The 17,581-nt window shown below is 44.5% G+C and carries 12 protein-coding genes; 4 read left to right on the top strand and 8 right to left on the bottom strand.

From position 1 onward, the window contains the following. From BUB52_RS14440 to dapB, 4 genes are read right to left on the bottom strand one after another with little or no spacing between them, the layout of a single operon-like run. Nucleotides 1–633 (bottom strand): WbqC family protein, encoded by a 633-nt coding sequence (locus BUB52_RS14440; protein ID WP_009120224.1) that lies wholly within the window; start codon nt 631–633, stop codon nt 1–3. Between the two features lie 34 nt (nt 634–667). Further along, nucleotides 668–1,606, bottom strand: a complete 939-nt coding sequence (lepB, locus tag BUB52_RS14435; RefSeq protein WP_039950122.1) for a signal peptidase I — start codon at nt 1,604–1,606, stop codon at nt 668–670. A gap of 34 nt (nt 1,607–1,640) precedes the next feature. After that, complete coding sequence (locus BUB52_RS14430) at nt 1,641–3,125, bottom strand: S26 family signal peptidase (protein WP_009120226.1); 1,485 nt, start codon at nt 3,123–3,125, stop codon at nt 1,641–1,643. A 6-nt stretch (nt 3,126–3,131) separates the two neighbouring features. Further along, nucleotides 3,132–3,896: a 4-hydroxy-tetrahydrodipicolinate reductase gene (gene dapB / locus BUB52_RS14425; protein ID WP_009120227.1), complete on the bottom strand. Its 765-nt coding sequence runs from the start codon at nt 3,894–3,896 to the stop codon at nt 3,132–3,134. A gap of 96 nt (nt 3,897–3,992) precedes the next feature. Between dapB and BUB52_RS14420 the strand changes: the two genes are divergently transcribed. The 4 genes from BUB52_RS14420 to BUB52_RS14405 all read left to right on the top strand — a co-directional run bounded on the left by BUB52_RS14420 (nt 3,993) and on the right by BUB52_RS14405 (nt 10,495). Beyond that, the gene (locus tag BUB52_RS14420; RefSeq protein WP_009120228.1) at nt 3,993–5,267 is read left to right on the top strand and encodes a DUF2851 family protein; all 1,275 of its coding nucleotides are present in this window, start codon (nt 3,993–3,995) and stop codon (nt 5,265–5,267) included. An 86-nt stretch (nt 5,268–5,353) separates the two neighbouring features. After that, nucleotides 5,354–5,863 (top strand): hypothetical protein, encoded by a 510-nt coding sequence (locus BUB52_RS14415; protein ID WP_009120229.1) that lies wholly within the window; start codon nt 5,354–5,356, stop codon nt 5,861–5,863. A gap of 165 nt (nt 5,864–6,028) precedes the next feature. Continuing rightward, nucleotides 6,029–9,115, top strand: coding sequence for a chondroitinase family polysaccharide lyase (locus BUB52_RS14410; RefSeq protein WP_009120230.1), 3,087 nt, complete (start codon nt 6,029–6,031; stop codon nt 9,113–9,115). Between the two features lie 21 nt (nt 9,116–9,136). Continuing rightward, nucleotides 9,137–10,495: a sulfatase family protein gene (locus tag BUB52_RS14405; RefSeq protein WP_009120231.1), complete on the top strand. Its 1,359-nt coding sequence runs from the start codon at nt 9,137–9,139 to the stop codon at nt 10,493–10,495. Nucleotides 10,496–10,558: 63 nt separating this feature from the next. On the opposite strand, the gene BUB52_RS14400 is transcribed toward BUB52_RS14405, so the two are convergent. The 4 genes from BUB52_RS14400 to BUB52_RS14385 form a co-directional block, all read right to left on the bottom strand. Beyond that, nucleotides 10,559–11,509, bottom strand: coding sequence for a tRNA-dihydrouridine synthase family protein (locus BUB52_RS14400; protein ID WP_009120232.1), 951 nt, complete (start codon nt 11,507–11,509; stop codon nt 10,559–10,561). Nucleotides 11,510–11,527: 18 nt separating this feature from the next. After that, complete coding sequence (locus BUB52_RS14395; RefSeq protein ID WP_009120233.1) at nt 11,528–12,661, bottom strand: glycoside hydrolase family protein; 1,134 nt, start codon at nt 12,659–12,661, stop codon at nt 11,528–11,530. Between the two features lie 142 nt (nt 12,662–12,803). Beyond that, nucleotides 12,804–14,339 (bottom strand): RagB/SusD family nutrient uptake outer membrane protein, encoded by a 1,536-nt coding sequence (locus tag BUB52_RS14390; RefSeq protein WP_039950123.1) that lies wholly within the window; start codon nt 14,337–14,339, stop codon nt 12,804–12,806. Nucleotides 14,340–14,365: 26 nt separating this feature from the next. Next, nucleotides 14,366–17,458, bottom strand: coding sequence for a SusC/RagA family TonB-linked outer membrane protein (locus BUB52_RS14385; RefSeq protein WP_009120235.1), 3,093 nt, complete (start codon nt 17,456–17,458; stop codon nt 14,366–14,368). Nucleotides 17,459–17,581 lie beyond the last annotated feature (123 nt).

Below are 17,581 nucleotides of genomic sequence, written 5' to 3'. Positions count from 1 at the left end.
TTATTGATTACTTTGTTGTAGTACCAATAAACTCTCCGGTCCCATATTGAACAGCAAATCAATAATGCTCAGATTAGGCAGGAAACCGTGTCTTTCTTGGAATACCTGATAGTAAGGTTGCGGGGAGAAATCCGGGTCTTCCAGGCGGAAGTCTTTCTTAGGATGAATACGCTCGCGGAAGTCTGTTTCGCCGGGAGCAAACTCGGTTTTATATTCTGAGGTACGTTTCATGACGGGCTGTATATCTATCAGCGAACAGATGAGATGGCAGAGTTCTTCGTTGAAATCGGCTAAAAACTCATATCTCTTTTCATAAAAAGGGCGGAAGTCATCTTTGTAATATTCAAAGAACGGGGTATGGTTGTATGCCGATTCAATGGCATTCCAGTGTAAATGGCGCCAATTGCCATGGTCGGAGATGCGGATATCGCGCATCGGGCATTTTAAAGTGTCGGGCTTGACCGTAGGGATGGAAAGGGCGAGTGCTCCGTCCGGTGCGGCAATGGTGCAGCGGTTACGATACGTTTGTTTGGTATAATGGTCGTGCTGTTCGATATACACCTGGCCGTATGCCAACAACTTGGTGTAGTATTCAACCGGAGCCAGATAGGCGGAAGAAAGATAGACAGTCATTTAAATTGAGAATTAAGAATTAAATATTAAAAAATCATCTCACCCTTTTCCACATCCTGTCCCAACGGTAACCATTGAAAAGCCCCGTTTCCTGTTCTTTGGAAAACCATATGAGGGCTGCCTTACCGATAACATGGTCTTTGGGTACAAGGCCGAACAGGCGGGAGTCTGACAGATTTATGGAGTTGTTAGCGCTAACCCAATAGTAATCTTTCGTAAAATAACAATGCTGTACAGGTTTTCCATCTATGTATAATGTATCGTTTTTGATTTCCGCCCGTTTCTGTTCATGCAGTACCAGTGTGTTTCGCAGCAGTGTCATATTCCAGGGATATACGCGTACGGCTTTTCCTTTACCGGGAATAATGAGCGGTTTCAGTGCTTCAACGGAATCTTCTGTATCGGCGGGTTCTATCCAGTTATTGGCTCCTAAGGCCTGTTCCAATAAATAATATTCATACCGGCTGAAACTGCGTACATTCTTTGCCGTATCTTGCCCCAACAACGTGTTGGGGCGGATGGAAAGAATGGTGAGTAAGGAGTCCAGCTGCTTTTCTTTTTTTCGGGGATACATATAAAGATATTTCTGGTCGGGGGCATTCTTTTCCGAAGGAATTACGGAAAATAGCGAATCTATCAACAAAGTATCTCCCGGTACTCCCAAACAACGGCTGATGAATATTTCTCTTTGATCGATTGTTGCTTGTGAAAGATTGGCGGGATTGTTAAATACAAGAATGTCGTCCTTGCGCACAGGCTTATCCGTCCAACGGTGATAACCCCATAAACTCATGAAAGGAAGCCGTAGTCCGTAGCTCCATTTGTTTACTAAGATACGTTCGCCGCGATACAGTGAATTCTCCATTCCCGAGGAAGGTATTAAATAGGAAGTCGCAACACAGCTCCGGAGCAATACCACTATCAGTATCACTCCTGTTATAGTAGCTGCAATCTTCCGCTTCCTTCCTCTCATGGTATGTACCAATCGCTAACTCTTAATTACTGTATCAATGTACCCATTTGAAGATTCGGTTCCAACGGATTTTTCCGTCGAACCAGCCGCGGTCTTTGTCTAACGACAGCCAAACGACGATAGGTTTGCCTACCACGTGGTCTTCCGGTACAAAGCCCCAATAACGGGAATCGAGAGAATTATGGCGGTTATCGCCCATCATCCAGTAATAATCCAGCTTGAAAGTGTAGGTATCCGTCTTTTCTCCGTTGATATAGATGCCGTCCGGTTTTTGTTCCAGTGTATTGCCTTCATAGGCAACGATACAACGTTCATAAATCGGTAAGTTGTCTTTGGTCAAGGTTATGGTAGCACCCTTTTCCGGTATCCATATAGGACCGTAGTTGTCTCGCGTCCACTTTGTATGGAGATTTTGCGGATACATCTGTCCCGATAGGTTTTCCGGTTCCATAACGATACGGCTGATCAACTTTTTGTTGCCGATAAGCGTATCGTACATTTTCTTGGTAAGAGGCAAGTGATAAACGGGAGTCAGCCTGCCTTGGGCATCACGGCGGTCCAGCCCCATCTGCATAAGCCCTTCCTCATAATTGAAGTCATCGGTCATCAATATCTGGTCGTCATTGCTGATTCCCAGTTCGCGGAACATATTTTCCGGTATGTACGGACCCGTGGTCTGCACAAAATAGTTGAGCTGCATATCTTCCGGATTCTCAATGGCTTTCCCATCGATATACACTTGTGTATCCTTTATCTGCAAGGTATCTCCCGGCAAACCGACGCAACGCTTTACATAATTCTCGCGGCGGTCCACAGGACGTACTACAATATCACCATACATTTGCGGATTGGTACGGATCAGATTGCGACCGGCATTGTAGTAGAGGTCGTAGACGGTACGCTGCTGGTCGCGCGTCAGGCTGTCCATATTGATTTTATTGGGATATACACGTTGTCCCTCCCTGTAAGCCAGACTGTAAAAGTCTTCTTGCTGCCTGTTGAGCGCTACCGTATCGCCTGCCGGAAAGTTGAACACGACAATATCGTTCAGTTTCACCTTTCCGAAGCCCGGTACGCGTTTATATTTCCATTGCGGCCATTCAATGTACGATTTGGTATTGAATATCGGCAGCGTATGTTGCGCCAGCGGCATGGAGAGCGGTGTATTCGGTACGCGCGGACCGTAACTCATCTTGCTTACGTAAAGGAAGTCGCCTACCAACAATGATTTCTCCAGTGAAGATGAAGGTATCTGATAGTTCTGGAATATGTAGATATTTACAAAGTAGACCGCTACCAATGCGAAAACAATGGCGTCCACCCAACTCATGATACCGCGTACTGCCGGATTCTTGGATTTCTTCCAAAATCCCCAAGGTATCTTTTTACTGATATAAATGTCAAATATAAAAGGAACGATAACCAGTCCCCACCAACTTTTTACCCAGACAAGGAAAATAAGATAAAGTAAGGTGATTATGCCGAACTTAATCCATTGGGCGCGTGTTGCTTTTCTCATACTACTTTAGTCTTTTAAAAATGGGAATAAATCGCTCATACCTAAGAAACCTTGTTTGCCGGCAGTATATTCTGCAGCCAATACGGCTCCTAAGGCAAAGCCGCTGCGGTTTTTGGCATCATGGGTGATGGTGATGCTGTCCGCCTCGGAATCATAGCGGATGCTGTGAATGCCCGGTACTTCTCCTTCGCGGATAGAGCTGACAGGCAGCTCGTCGGCTGCACATTCGGCAGAGCCCGATACGCTTCCGTCCGGTGCTTGCAGCGTGCCTTTCACCCAACGGTCTTTGCGGTCGAGATTTTCCAAAATACCCTCGGCAAGGGTAATGGCAGTACCGCTTGGAGCGTCCAGCTTATGTATATGGTGCGTTTCGCTCATCGTTACGTCATAAGCGGGGAAACGGTTCATAATCTTTGCCAGGTATTTGTTGACAGCCGAGAATATGGCTACTCCCAAACTGAAGTTGGATGACCAGAACAGTGTCTTGCCGCCTTCGGTACAGAGTTTCCTGACCTCTTCGCCGTGCTCCTCCAGCCAGCCCGTACTGCCCGAAACCAATTTTACGCCGGCTTTGAAAGCTTTCATATAATTGTTATAGGCTACCATTGGATTGGTAAACTCTATGGCAACGTCGGCGCTCTTGAATGCGTCCGATTCAAAATCCTCCTGGTTATTGATATCGATGATGCTGACAATTTCGTGTCCGCGGCTCAAGGCGATTTTCTCAATCTCCTTGCCCATTTTTCCGTAACCGATTAGTGCTATTTTCATTGTTTCTTTGGTTTTTATTCAGTTTATCAACAAACTATACGTCGCAAAGGTAATCTTTTTCTTACATTTGTACACAACATTAACGTCTTGTTAACAATGGAACAATTGCTGCATTACGTCTGGAAGCATAAGATATTTCCTTTAATGCCACTTCAGACGACCTCCGGACAGCCGGTCGAAGTGATAGAACCCGGTTTGCCGAATATTGATGCAGGCCCCGACTTCTTTAACGCGAAATTAAAAATAGACGGTACGCTTTGGGTAGGTAACGTCGAGTTGCATACGCAGGCTTCGGACTGGTTTCGTCATGGACACGACCGGGATAAAGCCTACGATAATGTTATCCTGTATGTGGTGGGCGGTTCGGACTGCGAGGTGTATCATACGAACGGTGATATTGTTCCTCAGCTATTGTTGCGCTGCCCTGACAATGTCCGGCAGCGTTATGATGAGTTGCAACAGGCGGAGATATATCCTCCTTGCTATTCCATCCTTGCTTTCCTTCCGAAACTGACTGTTCATTCTTGGTTGTCGGCTTTGCAGGTAGAGCGTTTTGAACAGAAGGCGCAAGCCGTTACCGCACGCTTGGAACGTTGCAATAATCATTGGGAGGACGTATTTTTTATTACCCTTGCCCGTAATTTGGGTTTCGGGTTGAATGGTGATGCCTTTGAAGCATGGGCCAATCATCTGCCGTTTCGTGCGGTGGACAAACATCGGGACAGCCTTTTTCAGGTAGAGGCGTTCTTTTTAGGACAGGCGGGACTTTTGGAAGAAGATTTTCAAGGGGATAGTTACCATCAGAAACTTCGAAAAGAATTTCATTATTTGCAACATAAATTCGAATTGCCTGTACCTATGACCTGCGACTTGTGGAGTTTTCTGCGACTGCGTCCCGGTAATTTCCCTCATGTGCGTTTGGCGCAACTTGCCTGGTTGTATCATAAGGAACAGTCTTTGTTTTCACGCGTCATGGCGGCCGAAACGCCGGAAGACGTAAAGAAAATATTATCGGCGCAGACCTCAACTTATTGGGAAGAGCATTTCACTTTTAAAAAGGCTTCGCCTCACCGGGAAAAACGGTTGGGGGAGAATGCCTTGAACCTTATTCTTATCAACACCGTCATACCTTTTCTTTATACTTACGGAATGCATAAGGCAGACGAGGAGCTTTGTGAACGTGCTACCCGTTTCCTTGAAGCGTTGAAAGCGGAGAATAATCATGTTACCCGCTTATGGAGCGGTGCAGGGTTGCCCGTCTATACAGCGGCGGACTCGCAAGCATTGCTTCAGCTCCAAAAGGAGTACTGTGACAAGAAAGATTGCCTGCATTGCCGTTTCGGATATGAGTATTTAAAGAGTCAGCGGTAGCATGATATAAATTCCTGTCGGCTTTTCATTGTAAATTCTTGACTTGTTGTATATTTGTACCCTGAATCGAAATAATTCGTATCTATATGAAGGCAATTTACTTTGTTTTTTGTCTGTGTACGGCGCTTATGTTCTCGACTGCCAACAGTCTGGCGGCCGGAGAGGATTTCAAGACGTTTCTCCGGAAATTCACGTCCAGCGCTTCATTTCAGTACTCCCGTATTAAGTTTCCTTTAAAATCTCCTATTGTTTTATTGAAAGACGATGGTGAAACGGAGCAAACATTTCCTTTTACCCGCGATAAATGGGCACTGCTGGATAGCGAAACTCTGCAAGAGGGAAGGATTACGGAGGAGGAAGGGGGAATCTATATTTCCCGTTTCACTCGTGATGAACCGGTCCATAAAGAGTTTGAAGCGGGGTATGATGAGTCGGAACCTTCGCTTCGTGTTGTTTTTGAATTGATAGGTGGTAAATGGTACGTCACCGACTGCTATAACGATTGGTATAACTTTGATTTGCCTGTCAGCGAACTGGAAGAAACTGTCCGCACAATGCAGGAAGAAAATAAAAGCTTCGAGGAACTTCATCCCTAACTGATTAATTTTTGCTTTTGTACACAGAACAGTAATCGCTGTTCTGTACTTTGCAGGGAGAGGCTATAACATTTTTAGACCTCTTCTGTACGATTTATGCCCCTCTTTTTCCTGAAAGAGGGTTTTCTTTGTAAACGGTATTATAGTAACCTTAAATGAATAAATATGATGCAATTTAGTAAATGGACAATGGGAGTGGGGATGCTCCTTGGAACTTTATTGCCGGTAAGTGTAGAAGCTCAGGTAGTAAAGAACGAAAAACTACTTTCTTTTGAAGACCGGCAAATACCGGTGTTTATTTCGGGAACGGAATCCCGTTTAGAAATCAGTGACGAACATTATAAAGACGGTTTGCATAGTTTGAGCTGGACATTTAATCCGGGGGCTGTGCTCTCTATCAAAAAGGACTTGAAGTTCGAGAAGAAAGATCCTACCGGGAAGGATACCTATCTCTCCGCTTTCATTGTATGGGTGTACAATGAACAGGCACAAGACAAAAAGATAGAGTTTGAGTTTTTAAAGGACGGAAAGAAATGCACTTCTTTCCCGTTCGGAATCAACTTCACCGGTTGGCGTGCAGCGTGGGTATGTTATGAACGTGATATGGAGGGGACACCGGAAGAGGGGATGAACGAAATCCGTATTATTGCTCCCGATAGTGAAGGGAAGCTGTATTTGGATCATATCATACCCGCCAGCAAGGTGGATGCCCGCCAGCAGACGGCTGACGTGCAAGTCCCTTTTGTGAATAAGGGAACTACCAATCATTGGCTTGTTATTTACGAACATTCTTTATGGAAACCGGATATAGCCTTGACTCCGGTAAGCGATGTGCAGAAACAGGAAATGAGGGTGATAGAGAAACGCTTCAGAGATATGCTTTATACACCCGGCAAGTTGTCGGATAAGGAAATGGCGGCTATTCGTAAGCAATACGACTTCTACAAGATTACATATAGAAACGGTAAGGTGAGCGGTCTGCCTATCTTCATGGTACGTCAGTCGGAAGCTTACGAACGTATGATACCGGATTGGGATAAGGATATGTTTACCAAACTGGGCATGGAAATGGATGAATACTTCAAACTGATGAAGCGCATAGCCGTTGCTTATAACAATGCGACGGATGTCGCTATACAGAATGAGTTGAAGCAAAAGTTTCTCGCTATGTACGATCATATTACCGACCAGGGTGTGGCCTACGGCAGTTGCTGGGGAAATATCCACCACTACGGTTACAGCATGCGCGGTCTGTATGTGGCCTATTTCTTGATGAAAGAGGTATTGAATGAGGCCGGTAAGTTGAATGAAGCCGAACGTACCCTGCGCTGGTATGCCATCACTAACGAGGTTTATCCTAAACCTACCGTAAACGGTATAGATATAGACTCTTTCAATACGCAGACTCAAGGACGTATGGCAAGTATTCTGATTATGGAAGATACCCCGGAAAAACTGCAATATCTGCGTTCTTTCTTGCGCTGGTTGGATTATGGATGCCGGCCGGCTCAAGGTTTGTCCGGCTCTTTCAAGAAAGATGGGGCTTGTTTCCATCATCGTAACAACTATCCTGCCTATGCTGTTGGCGGCTTGGACGGGGCTACGAATATGATTTATCTGTTGAGCGGAACTGAGTTCAAGGTTTCCGAACTGGCACACTCCACGGTCAAGAATGTATTGCTCACGATGCGGTTTTATTGTAATTTGAAGCAATGGTCTCTTTCTATGTCCGGTCGTCACCCTAACGGAAAAGGAGAGCTGATACCTATTCAGTATGCCACTATGGCTATTGCCGGTACACCGGATGGCAAGCAGAAATACGATGCCGATATGGCGGCTGCCTATCTGCGTTTGACGGCTTATTCCAATACGTCGGATAAGGATGCCCCCGATTATTTGCCAAAGGCTTCTACCCGGCAGGAGTTGAAGATGAAAGAATTACTTGAAGCGCAAGGCTTTCGTCCTGAACCTGACCCGCAGGGTAATCTTGCATTAGGTTACGGTTGTGTTTCTGTACAGCGCCGGGATAATTGGGCGGCTGTCGTACGTGGACATTCCCGCTATTTGTGGGCTGCCGAGCATTATCTTCCTGCCAATTTTTACGGTCGTTATCTGGCGCATGGCAGTATGCAGATACTGACAGGCAAACCCGATGAAATGGTGACTTTTGCTACCGGTGGTTGGCAGGAGAATGGTTTTGATTGGAACCGTATTCCGGGTACGACGAGTATTCATCTGCCTTTTGAACAGTTGCGCGCCAACGTATTGAACGTGGACATCTATTCGGGTATGGAAGAAATGCTCTATTCCGATGAGGCTTTTGCCGGTGGCTTGTCCCAAGCGCGCTTGAACGGTAACTTCGGTATGAAATTGCACGAGCATGACAAGTACAATGGTTCGCATCGTGCTCGTAAGTCTTTCCACTTTTTTGATGGTACGATAGTATGTTTGGGTACAGACATTGAGAATACGAATGCAGAGTTTCCTACAGAGACTACCGTTTTCCAGTTAGCGGCTATTACTCCCGAAAACCATCAATACTGGAATAATTACAAGAGTGACGGGCAGACTTATATTGATCCGAACGGGGTAGGGTATTACCTTGCCAAAGCCTCTGTGGCAAGCGCGAAATATGAAAAGAATTTTCCGCAAGTTACCGTAGGAGAACGCAGTACGAAGCCTACTTCAGGCGATTGGGTTTCTTTGACGTTGCAACATGGCAAGGCTCCGAAGGGCGCTTCTTACGAATATGCCGTATTACCTCGTACGGATGCCGTTTCTTTGAAAGCATTTGCGAAGAAACCTTCTTATAAAGTTCTTCAGCAAGACCGTAATGCGCATATCGTTCGTTCACTGACGGATAATCTTACTTCTTATGTTTTGTTTGAAACTCCCCAAACGCTTCCAGCGGACGGTTTGTTACAAAAGGCGGATACTTCCTGCTTGGTCATGATTCGTGAGAATAAAGATAAATTGTTACTGACTGTTTCTCAACCGGACTTGGCATTGTACCGTGGTCCGAGTGATGAGGCCTTTGATAAAGACGGCAAACGGATTGAACGGAGCATCTATTCACGTCCGTGGATTGATGATGAGAGTGGAGAAATTCCTGTAACCGTTACATTGAAAGGCTTGTGGCAAGTAGCGGAAACGCCGTATTGCAAACTTGTTTCAGCAGATAAAAAACAAACCGTGCTACGTTTTACATGTAAGGATGCGGCAAGTTTTGATGTAGAGTTATTACGTAAATAAACTTTAATCGGTTTCTTTACTATGACAGAATTAAAAAATATCATGTTGTGTGCAACCGCCTTTGCCCCTTCTCTGGTAGGGGCAAAGGACTTGCCGAATATCATCTATATTGTAACCGACCAGCAGACTGCTTCCGCCATGAGCTGTGTGGGGAATACGGATTTGCATACACCTAATATGGATCGTTTGGCACAGTCGGGAGTTCTGTTTAGGAATGCTTATTGTTCCGCTCCTTTGAGTGGACCTTCCAGAGCATCTATGTTTACAGGGTATACATCTCATGAGGTTGGTCTGTCCCGCAACAATGTACCTATGGCCGACTCCTTGCGTACCAATAGTTTAGGCTGGTTGATGCAACATGCCGGTTATGAATGTGCTTATGCCGGGAAGTGGCATGTACATACTCCTTCTATGCCTGATAAAGAGTTTGGATTTTCTACTATTCATCCGCATAATGATAATGGACTGGCGGAGGCTGCCGTTTCTTTTCTTGGACAGAAACATTCCAAACCTTTCTTTTTGGTGGTAGGTTTTGATAATCCTCATAACATCTGTGAATATGCACGTAGTCAGAATCTGCCATTCGGTAACTTGCCTGAGCTTCCTCAAGATGAATGGCCCGGGCTACCGCTTAATTTTGCCCGTAATCCTTATGATGCCGATGTCATCGGCTATGAGCAAACATTGAATTATCCGGCTTATCCTACCCGCCACTATTCTCCTGATGATTGGCGGCGTTACCGTAGTCTTTACTTTCGGTTGGTAGAGAAAGTAGATGCCGAGATTGGTAAGATTGTTGATGCTATTGATAGGCTGGGATTGTGGAAGAACACCGTGGTTATTTTTACGAGCGATCATGGTGACGGCGTAGGGGCGCATCATTGGAATCAGAAGTCAGCCTTATATGAAGAAGTGGTGAATATACCTTTGATAGTGACTCTTCCCGGAAAGCAAAATGCAGGTAAAGAGATGCCCCAACTCATTAATGGAGGTGTTGATTTCTTCGCTTCCGTATGTGATTGGGCAGGTATCTCCCTTCCCGGAAACTTACATGGCGTTTCTTTTAAGTATTTAGCTGAAAGTGCTGATCCTCAGCAAGCACACCAGCCTTACGTAGTTACTGAAACAACATTCGATAAGGGTATTGCCCGTGGTTGGGCTTTGCGTACTTCACGTTATAAGTATGTATTATATGATAAGGGGCTCTATCGTGAGCAACTTTATGATATGGTCAATGACCGCGGAGAAATGCGGAATTTAGCCATAGAAAAAAAGTATCAGAAGATTCTATTACAACATCGCGTTTATTTGAATGAGTGGATGAAGCTGCATCGTGTAGTCCAAATTCGTCCTGAGGTACATTTGATTCCGGGCATGTAAATCGGTAATGAACCCTAAAAGCCGGATAAAAACTTTTAGGGTTCATTGCTGATTCTGTTCGTTTTATTTATATGAGGCGAGTAAACTGTCTACTGCCGCCTGGTAGTTGGCCAATTTACCGGTCTTGTGTATGACTTTCTTCGCTTTGCGATCACCGTCGGGTAGCAAATATTCCCAAAAGCTTTTCATTTTCATTAATAACTGCATTTCACCGCCTTGCAGTTGCTCTTCATAGCTATTATACACTGCTGTATGCAGCTGTTTTACTTTAGCTGCCATTTCGCTGGGAGAAAGTTTCCTCCCTTGTCGATATTCCCATGCCAAGGCCGGGTTGGCGAGCAAGCCGCGTCCGATTACAAGCCCTGCCAGCTTCGGGAAACGTTCGGTAATAATCTGTATATCTTCTATTGTATGCAAGTCCCCATTATATAGCAAGGGTTTGTCGCATCCGTCATAAAAAGCCTCAAATCCGTTTAAATCCACCTCTCCTTTGTATTGTTGTTTTCCCAAACGCGGGTGCAGAATGATGTGGGCCAGAGGGAGTGCGTTCAATAACGGTAAGAGCGCAATGCATTCGCTGGCATTTTCCCAACCTAATCTAAGTTTGACGGAGAAACGGATCTGGGGATATTGTTCAATTGCGGCGGTAAGCAGGTCTTTTACTTCTTCGGGATATGGCAGCATGCCGGCACCGTTATGTCGTTTGGCTAACATGGGGAAAGGACATCCCAGATTGATATCTGCCTCTTGATAATTATGCTCGGTAAGAAGAGACATTATCTGCTCTAACTTATTGGGACACGACGCAATCAGTTGGGGAATCAAGTGTATGTTCCGGTTATTTTCCGGATGTATATCACGTGCGTCTTTCCGGCGTATTTCACCGTGCTCCACACGTACGAAAGGGGAATAATAGGTGTCTATTCCACCGAAAATGCGGGCATGGGCTTGCCGATAGGCTGCGTCTGTGTAGCCTTGAAGCGGAGCGAAATGGATAGGTAATAAATTGTTCATAAGGGCAAAGATACGTTTTTATTCCTTATCTTTTATAGGAATAACCATATTCCAGGAGCGCGATGCATTTTCGAATCCACCGGGACCATCCATGGTGGCGAAAAAGATATAAATGGGTTTCCCGTCTTCGAAAAGGATAAAAGGACGTTCCAATTGCCCTTGCATCTCTATCTTTCCATCTTCCCATTCCACACTGCGGGAATAGGCTTTGGGGGCCTTATCCACGGTCCATTGGATGCCATCCTTGGAATGTGCCATGACTCCACCGCCTTGTTCACCTGTAAATTTGGCTACGTGGTCTTTGAAGATGATATGATAACCGTTAGAATCTTTCCAAAGAAAAGGGTCTTCGGCTTCACCTTGGCCGTTTACTTCAAAGATAGGCTGGTTATTATTCAATACTTTGTACGGACCTTCTATTTGAGGAGCATAAGCTATTCCGAGGCTCATCGCTGAATGTTGATAGCCGTTGATGTAGCGGCGTCCTTTGAAAATCATGATTATCGACCCGTCTTCCTGTATGATAGGAGAGGGATTTGAGGTAAGAAAACTGTAGAATGTACCGGGTTGGGTCTTTAGGATTGGTTCGTCCAAACGTTTCCATGGTCCATAAGGAGAATCGGAAATAGCCAGCCCTATCCGTTTATTGGCGCGGGCGACCGTACACCAAGGGCTGTCCAGGGTAAGTTGGTCATATTCCGGCTCTGCAAACGGATGAGTGGAACCCATGTAAATAAGGTAATATTTGCCGTTTTGTTTTAAGATACGCGGGTTGTGTGTAGAACGTCCATCCCAATATTGTGCGCCGCGTGCGGGCAGAGCTACATCGCTAAAGTGGTAGGGTCCCTGTGGTACATCGGATACCGCATGTACAATCTCGGAGGCTACCATCCATCCCGGATGGAATGGCAATGTTTTAGGAAAGCGAGATACAAACATGTGGTATTTTCCGTCATCACCTTTTACCACCGAACTTCCCCAAACCCAATAGTCTTCAGACTCGAAAGCCGGTGTGCGGGATGCCTTATCCAAGTGATGAAATAAGCAGTTGCCGGATTCTTTTTTTAATTCCACCAGGTTTTCTATTTTTTGCGCAATTGCTGTTATAGATATACATATACAGCAAAGAAGGGATAAACCGTATTTTTTCATAAATGTGTATTGTTAGTGAGGATGTAAAGTTAGAAAAAAGGGAAGAATTTCACAACTCTTCCCTTTCTGCATGTTAAATTAATTAAGGTCTGTTTTTTTGATTACCGATATAAAAAATAAGGTTAGAAGTTTTGTGGTATAATTAGTATCCTGCATTGTTTGTCCAACCGGCAAGGTCTATTTGCTGGTAAGGTACAGGGAAGTAATAATGATGATTTGCGTTGAAAAGAGAAGCATCCCATTCCTCGGCACGCACGTCTTTTACTTTCTCCAGACGAACCAGTTCGAACCAGCGTTTCATTTCAGCGAAGAATTCCCAACCACGTTCATTGGATACGGCTGTCAGGAAGGTAGCCGCATCGGTAGTCGTAGTTAATGCTATCCCTCTGTCCGGATAGTCTGCGCGTTTCTGTACTTCCTGAATCGCATTCAAAGCATCTGTACTAACCGTATTGGTTGCGCGTGTAGAAGCTTCGGCGTACATCAGGAGTACTTCGGCATAACGGTAGATACAGGTTATACCGTTTGCCTGCGCGCTTTTGCCGGGATCTCCTTCGTCATAATTGTAGTATTTGGAGATAGCGGGTAGCTTATCTGCGCTTTCAGTATAAGGAATTGTTTTAAGAATGTCTTTGCCATCCGTATCTTTTTTTCCGCTTTTTACAGGCCATTCCGTCATATAGTTCCAATCCTTGCGTGCATCCTCAGGATAACTCAGGAAGAAATCCTCGTCACCGTAGTAATCAGACCAACCGGCGTTGGGAGCATAATCACTCGGATAATAAGATTTACCGTAATTACTTGCTATTTTATGCTTAGAACTGTGTTGCAAGGCAAACATTACTTCATTGGTCTGCGTTTTGTTGGCTTCCAGCCATAAATCGGAATATTCGGTTGTCAGTTTAAGACCGGCGGTATTGGCGTTATCTATGATATCTTTGGCCTCGGTTGCTGCCAGACCGTAATATTCGGTTCCCTTGTTCAAGGGCCATCCGGCCATTGTCATATAGACGTCGGCCAAGCAAGCTTTTGCAGCCCATTTGGAAGGTGTGGAGTTGTTACTGCGTCCTTTGTTAGGCAACCATTCCGCTGCAGTTTTAAGACTGGGAACAATGGCTTTGTCATAGATTTCGGCAACGGCAGTTCGTGGCATGGTAATGGTTATTTCATCGTTTTCCATCAACAAAGGTACGTCACCATACAAACGGGTTAAATAGAAATAAGAAAGACCGCGCATAAAGTAGGCTTCACCTAAAATCTCTTTGAATGCTTTGGCTTCTTCTTCTGTTGTCGGAATTGTTGTTCCTTTAATGATTTTATTGGAACTGCTGATAACTTTATAGAACAGTGTCCAGGTGGTTGAGAAATCAGCATCATTGGCCGTAAGATTAGGAGTTAATCTTCCGTAATATGCCAATTCGTTATTGGCTTTGGCCGCACGGTACGTAATGTCGTCCGCACATACGTTAAGACGTTGCAGGCGGCTGTTAAATCCGTAGTTACCTTGCCATAAATCGCTATAAAGAGCATCTGCGGCTTTTTGAAGACTTGCTTGGTCTATTGCAGTCCAATATTGTTCTTCTGTGATAAATGATTCTGGTTCTTGGGTAAGGTCTACACAAGAAGTCGTCAATAGCAAACTACCTGTGATTGCTGTTAAATATATTAATTTCTTCATATTAGTCTTATTTAGTAGGTTAATCATTAGAATGAGAAATTCAGACCGATCAAATAGTTACGGCTGTTAGGATAGGAACCCCAATCGACACCTTGTACCAAAGGACTGCCCATAGTAGCTTCCGGATCCAGTCCTGAGTAATTGGTAATATGGAATGGGTTTTGTACGGAAGCATATACACGCAGGTTTGTGATACCTAATGCACGGCAAGCTGTTTCCGGGAGAGTATAACCCAAAGTGATACTTTTCATTTTGATGAAACTGCCGTTTTCAACAAAGCGTGTGCTGAAGAAATCTTTATTTTCTGTTCCGCCGTTGACGAAACCCGGTATGTTGGTGTTGGTATTGGTAGGTGTCCAACGATTCAATAATTCGCGCATAGGCGTTACCCCGGCTACTTGTTGGCTCTTAATTAAGTTATATCCCATTTGGTGAGTGGCATTATAAATATCGAATCCGTGGAAACCTACAACGAAGAACGAGAAGTCAAAGTTCTTATAATTGAACGTATTGTTCCAACCCCAGTTAAAGGTCGGTTGTCCGCAACCTATAATTCCTTGGTCTGCGTCGTTGTAAACTCCGTCTTTGTTGATGTCTACATATTTGGAGTTACCCGGTTTTACTTTATAAACTTCACCGTTGGTCTTACCGTTTGTTTGTCCGTTGGCGTCTACGAAAGGAGCGTTTACTTCATCTTCCTGCCATATACCTGCGAATGTATAGCCCCAGAACGAACCTAGTTTTTCTCCCTCAATCATCTGGAATATCTGGTTTTGATAGTTTCCGGCTTGTTGTTGGCGGTGGTTGGCTGTCGGAATCTTATTGAATGTACCTTTGTTGTGAGACAAAGTTAAGTCAGTGTGCCAATTGAATTCTTTACCGGTAAACGGATCTGCACTGATTGTAAATTCAACACCGGTGTTTTTGATTTCTCCCGCGTTGTCAAGAATAGAAGTATAACCCATGTGAGAAGGACGCGCTACTTCCAGCAGAATATCTTTGGATAATTTGCTGTACCAATCTGCGGTTAAGCGTATGCGGCCGTTGAGGATTCCGAAATCAACTCCTACATTGAATTGGTCGTTACGTTCCCATTTGAGGAAAGAAGCGGCCGGACGGTCTATTTTATAAGCTGTGGCAGAGTTTCCACTTGCATTTGTTACAGTCACCGGAGCCATTTTGGAATAGATACGGTACGCTTCTACCGCCTGGTTTCCTACAGAACCATAGCCTAAACGAAGTTTCAATTGGTCGATAAAACTATTGTCTTTCAAGAAGCTTTCTTGTTTTAAATCCCAAGCCAATGCGGCAGAGGGGAAATAACTCCACTTGTCTTTCAAGCGTGAAGAACCGTCGGCGCGGATAGAGGCGGTAAGCATGTAACGGTTCATGAATACATAGTTGACGCGCAACATACCGGACATCAAGGTGTTGATTGTACGGTCGGATGCAATAGCTGCCAAATCTGATGCGGACCATGCCAGATTGTTGATGCCAATCATATCGATATAGTCTAAATTGTAGGCTGTACCGGTGTGGTTGTAGTTGTTATCATACGATTGTTCAAATACCGCCGTAGCGTTGATACGATGGTTTTCATTAAACTCTTTTACATAGCTTAGCGTGTTGGTGTTTAACCATGAAGTATTCCAGTAACTGCGTGCCTGTCCTTGCGTCAGACTATTCTTGTAAGAATAATAGCCTTGTTCGTTTTCTACTGATGTGTTCAGTCTGTTGTCGAAGAGTACACCCAATTGAGAACGGAAGCTCAAGCCATCTATAATGTCAAAATGAACATAGCCTTGTATGCGGTTATTTATAGTTTTGTTGGAATTGTCGGCTTCCCATATGTACCCCATCGGATTATATGCTTTACCGCCATCAAAGAAGTTGTTGTTATATTCTCCCTCTTCATTTTTAGGTTCGATGGTACTTGGAAAATACATACTTTGTTGTATCAATCCATCATATTCACTGATACGGGGCTTGCTTGTTTCGCGGTAGTGACCATACATATTCAAACCCGCTTTCAACCATTTCTTAATTTTGGTATCTACTTTTAAACGCCAGCTATAGATTTGGCTGCTTGATTCTTTAATGATACCTTGATCGTCTTGGTAACGGAGAGAGGCGAGAAATGTTGTTTTTTCACCACCGCCGGCAATAGAAAGTTCATAGTTTTGAGTAACGGCAGGACTGCGGAATATTTCTTTCGAGTAGTCAAAGCCTGCTTTTCCGGACTTGAAAGCCGCAAGTTGTTCCGGACTGTAATAATAATTATCTCCCTTACCGAAATATTCTTTTCCGTAATCATTTACTAAGTTGGCATATTCATAGGGAGATAAGTTGTCCGGATATTTGGCAACGGTTTTGATATTGGCGAATGCATTGAAAGATACGGTCAGTTTATCTTTTTCAGGATTTTTGGTGGTTACTAAAATAACACCGTTGGCACCGCGCGAACCATAAACAGCTGTTGCGGAAGCATCCTTCAATACTTCTATGGAAGCAATATCCGCAGGATTCAATGATTGAAGGGAACCACCGATGAAACCGTCGATAACAACCAGCGGACCGGTTTCTGCGGTAATAGAGTTAATACCACGGACACGGATTGTATTGTCACCGCTCGGGTCACCGGAACCGGAGAGAACAGACACACCGGCCATACGTCCTTGGAGGGCATCGGATACGTTACCTGTCGGAGTACTCTTTAACGCATCTGCAGTTTTCACGGAAGCTACCGCGCCTGTCAAGTCGCTCTTGCGCTGAACGCCGTAACCTACTACTACAACTTCCTGCAGTAATTGGCTGTCTTCACTCAGTTTTACATTGATTTTTGTTTTTCCGGCTACTGCCACTTTTTGTGTCTGATAACCGATGTACGAAAATACCAGAGTTGCGTTGGAAGGAACATTGGGTAAGCTATAATTACCGTCAATGTCCGTGATACATCCGTTGCTGGTTCCTTCCACTTGTATAGAGGCGCCGATGACCGGGCCCAGATTGTCACTTACTGTACCTGTTACTGTAATATTTTGCGCATTTGCTTGGGTGGCAAATAATACAAAAAGTAACATAATACCTAATGTCTTTAGTAGCTTAGATTTCTGTTTCATAAATATTAATTTAATTGGTTATTGAAAAAAGGTTGTTTTTTTAGTTGGATTTACTCGAATCAAAGTGAAAATCACCTCGCAAATATATAGAGTATTCGAGGCGAAAACATTCACTAATTGTCC

Source organism: Bacteroides clarus YIT 12056, assembly GCF_900129655.1.
Lineage (GTDB): Bacteria > Bacteroidota > Bacteroidia > Bacteroidales > Bacteroidaceae > Bacteroides > Bacteroides clarus.
Note: the sequence above shows the minus strand (reverse complement) of the source record. Positions and strands in the feature narration are given on the sequence as shown.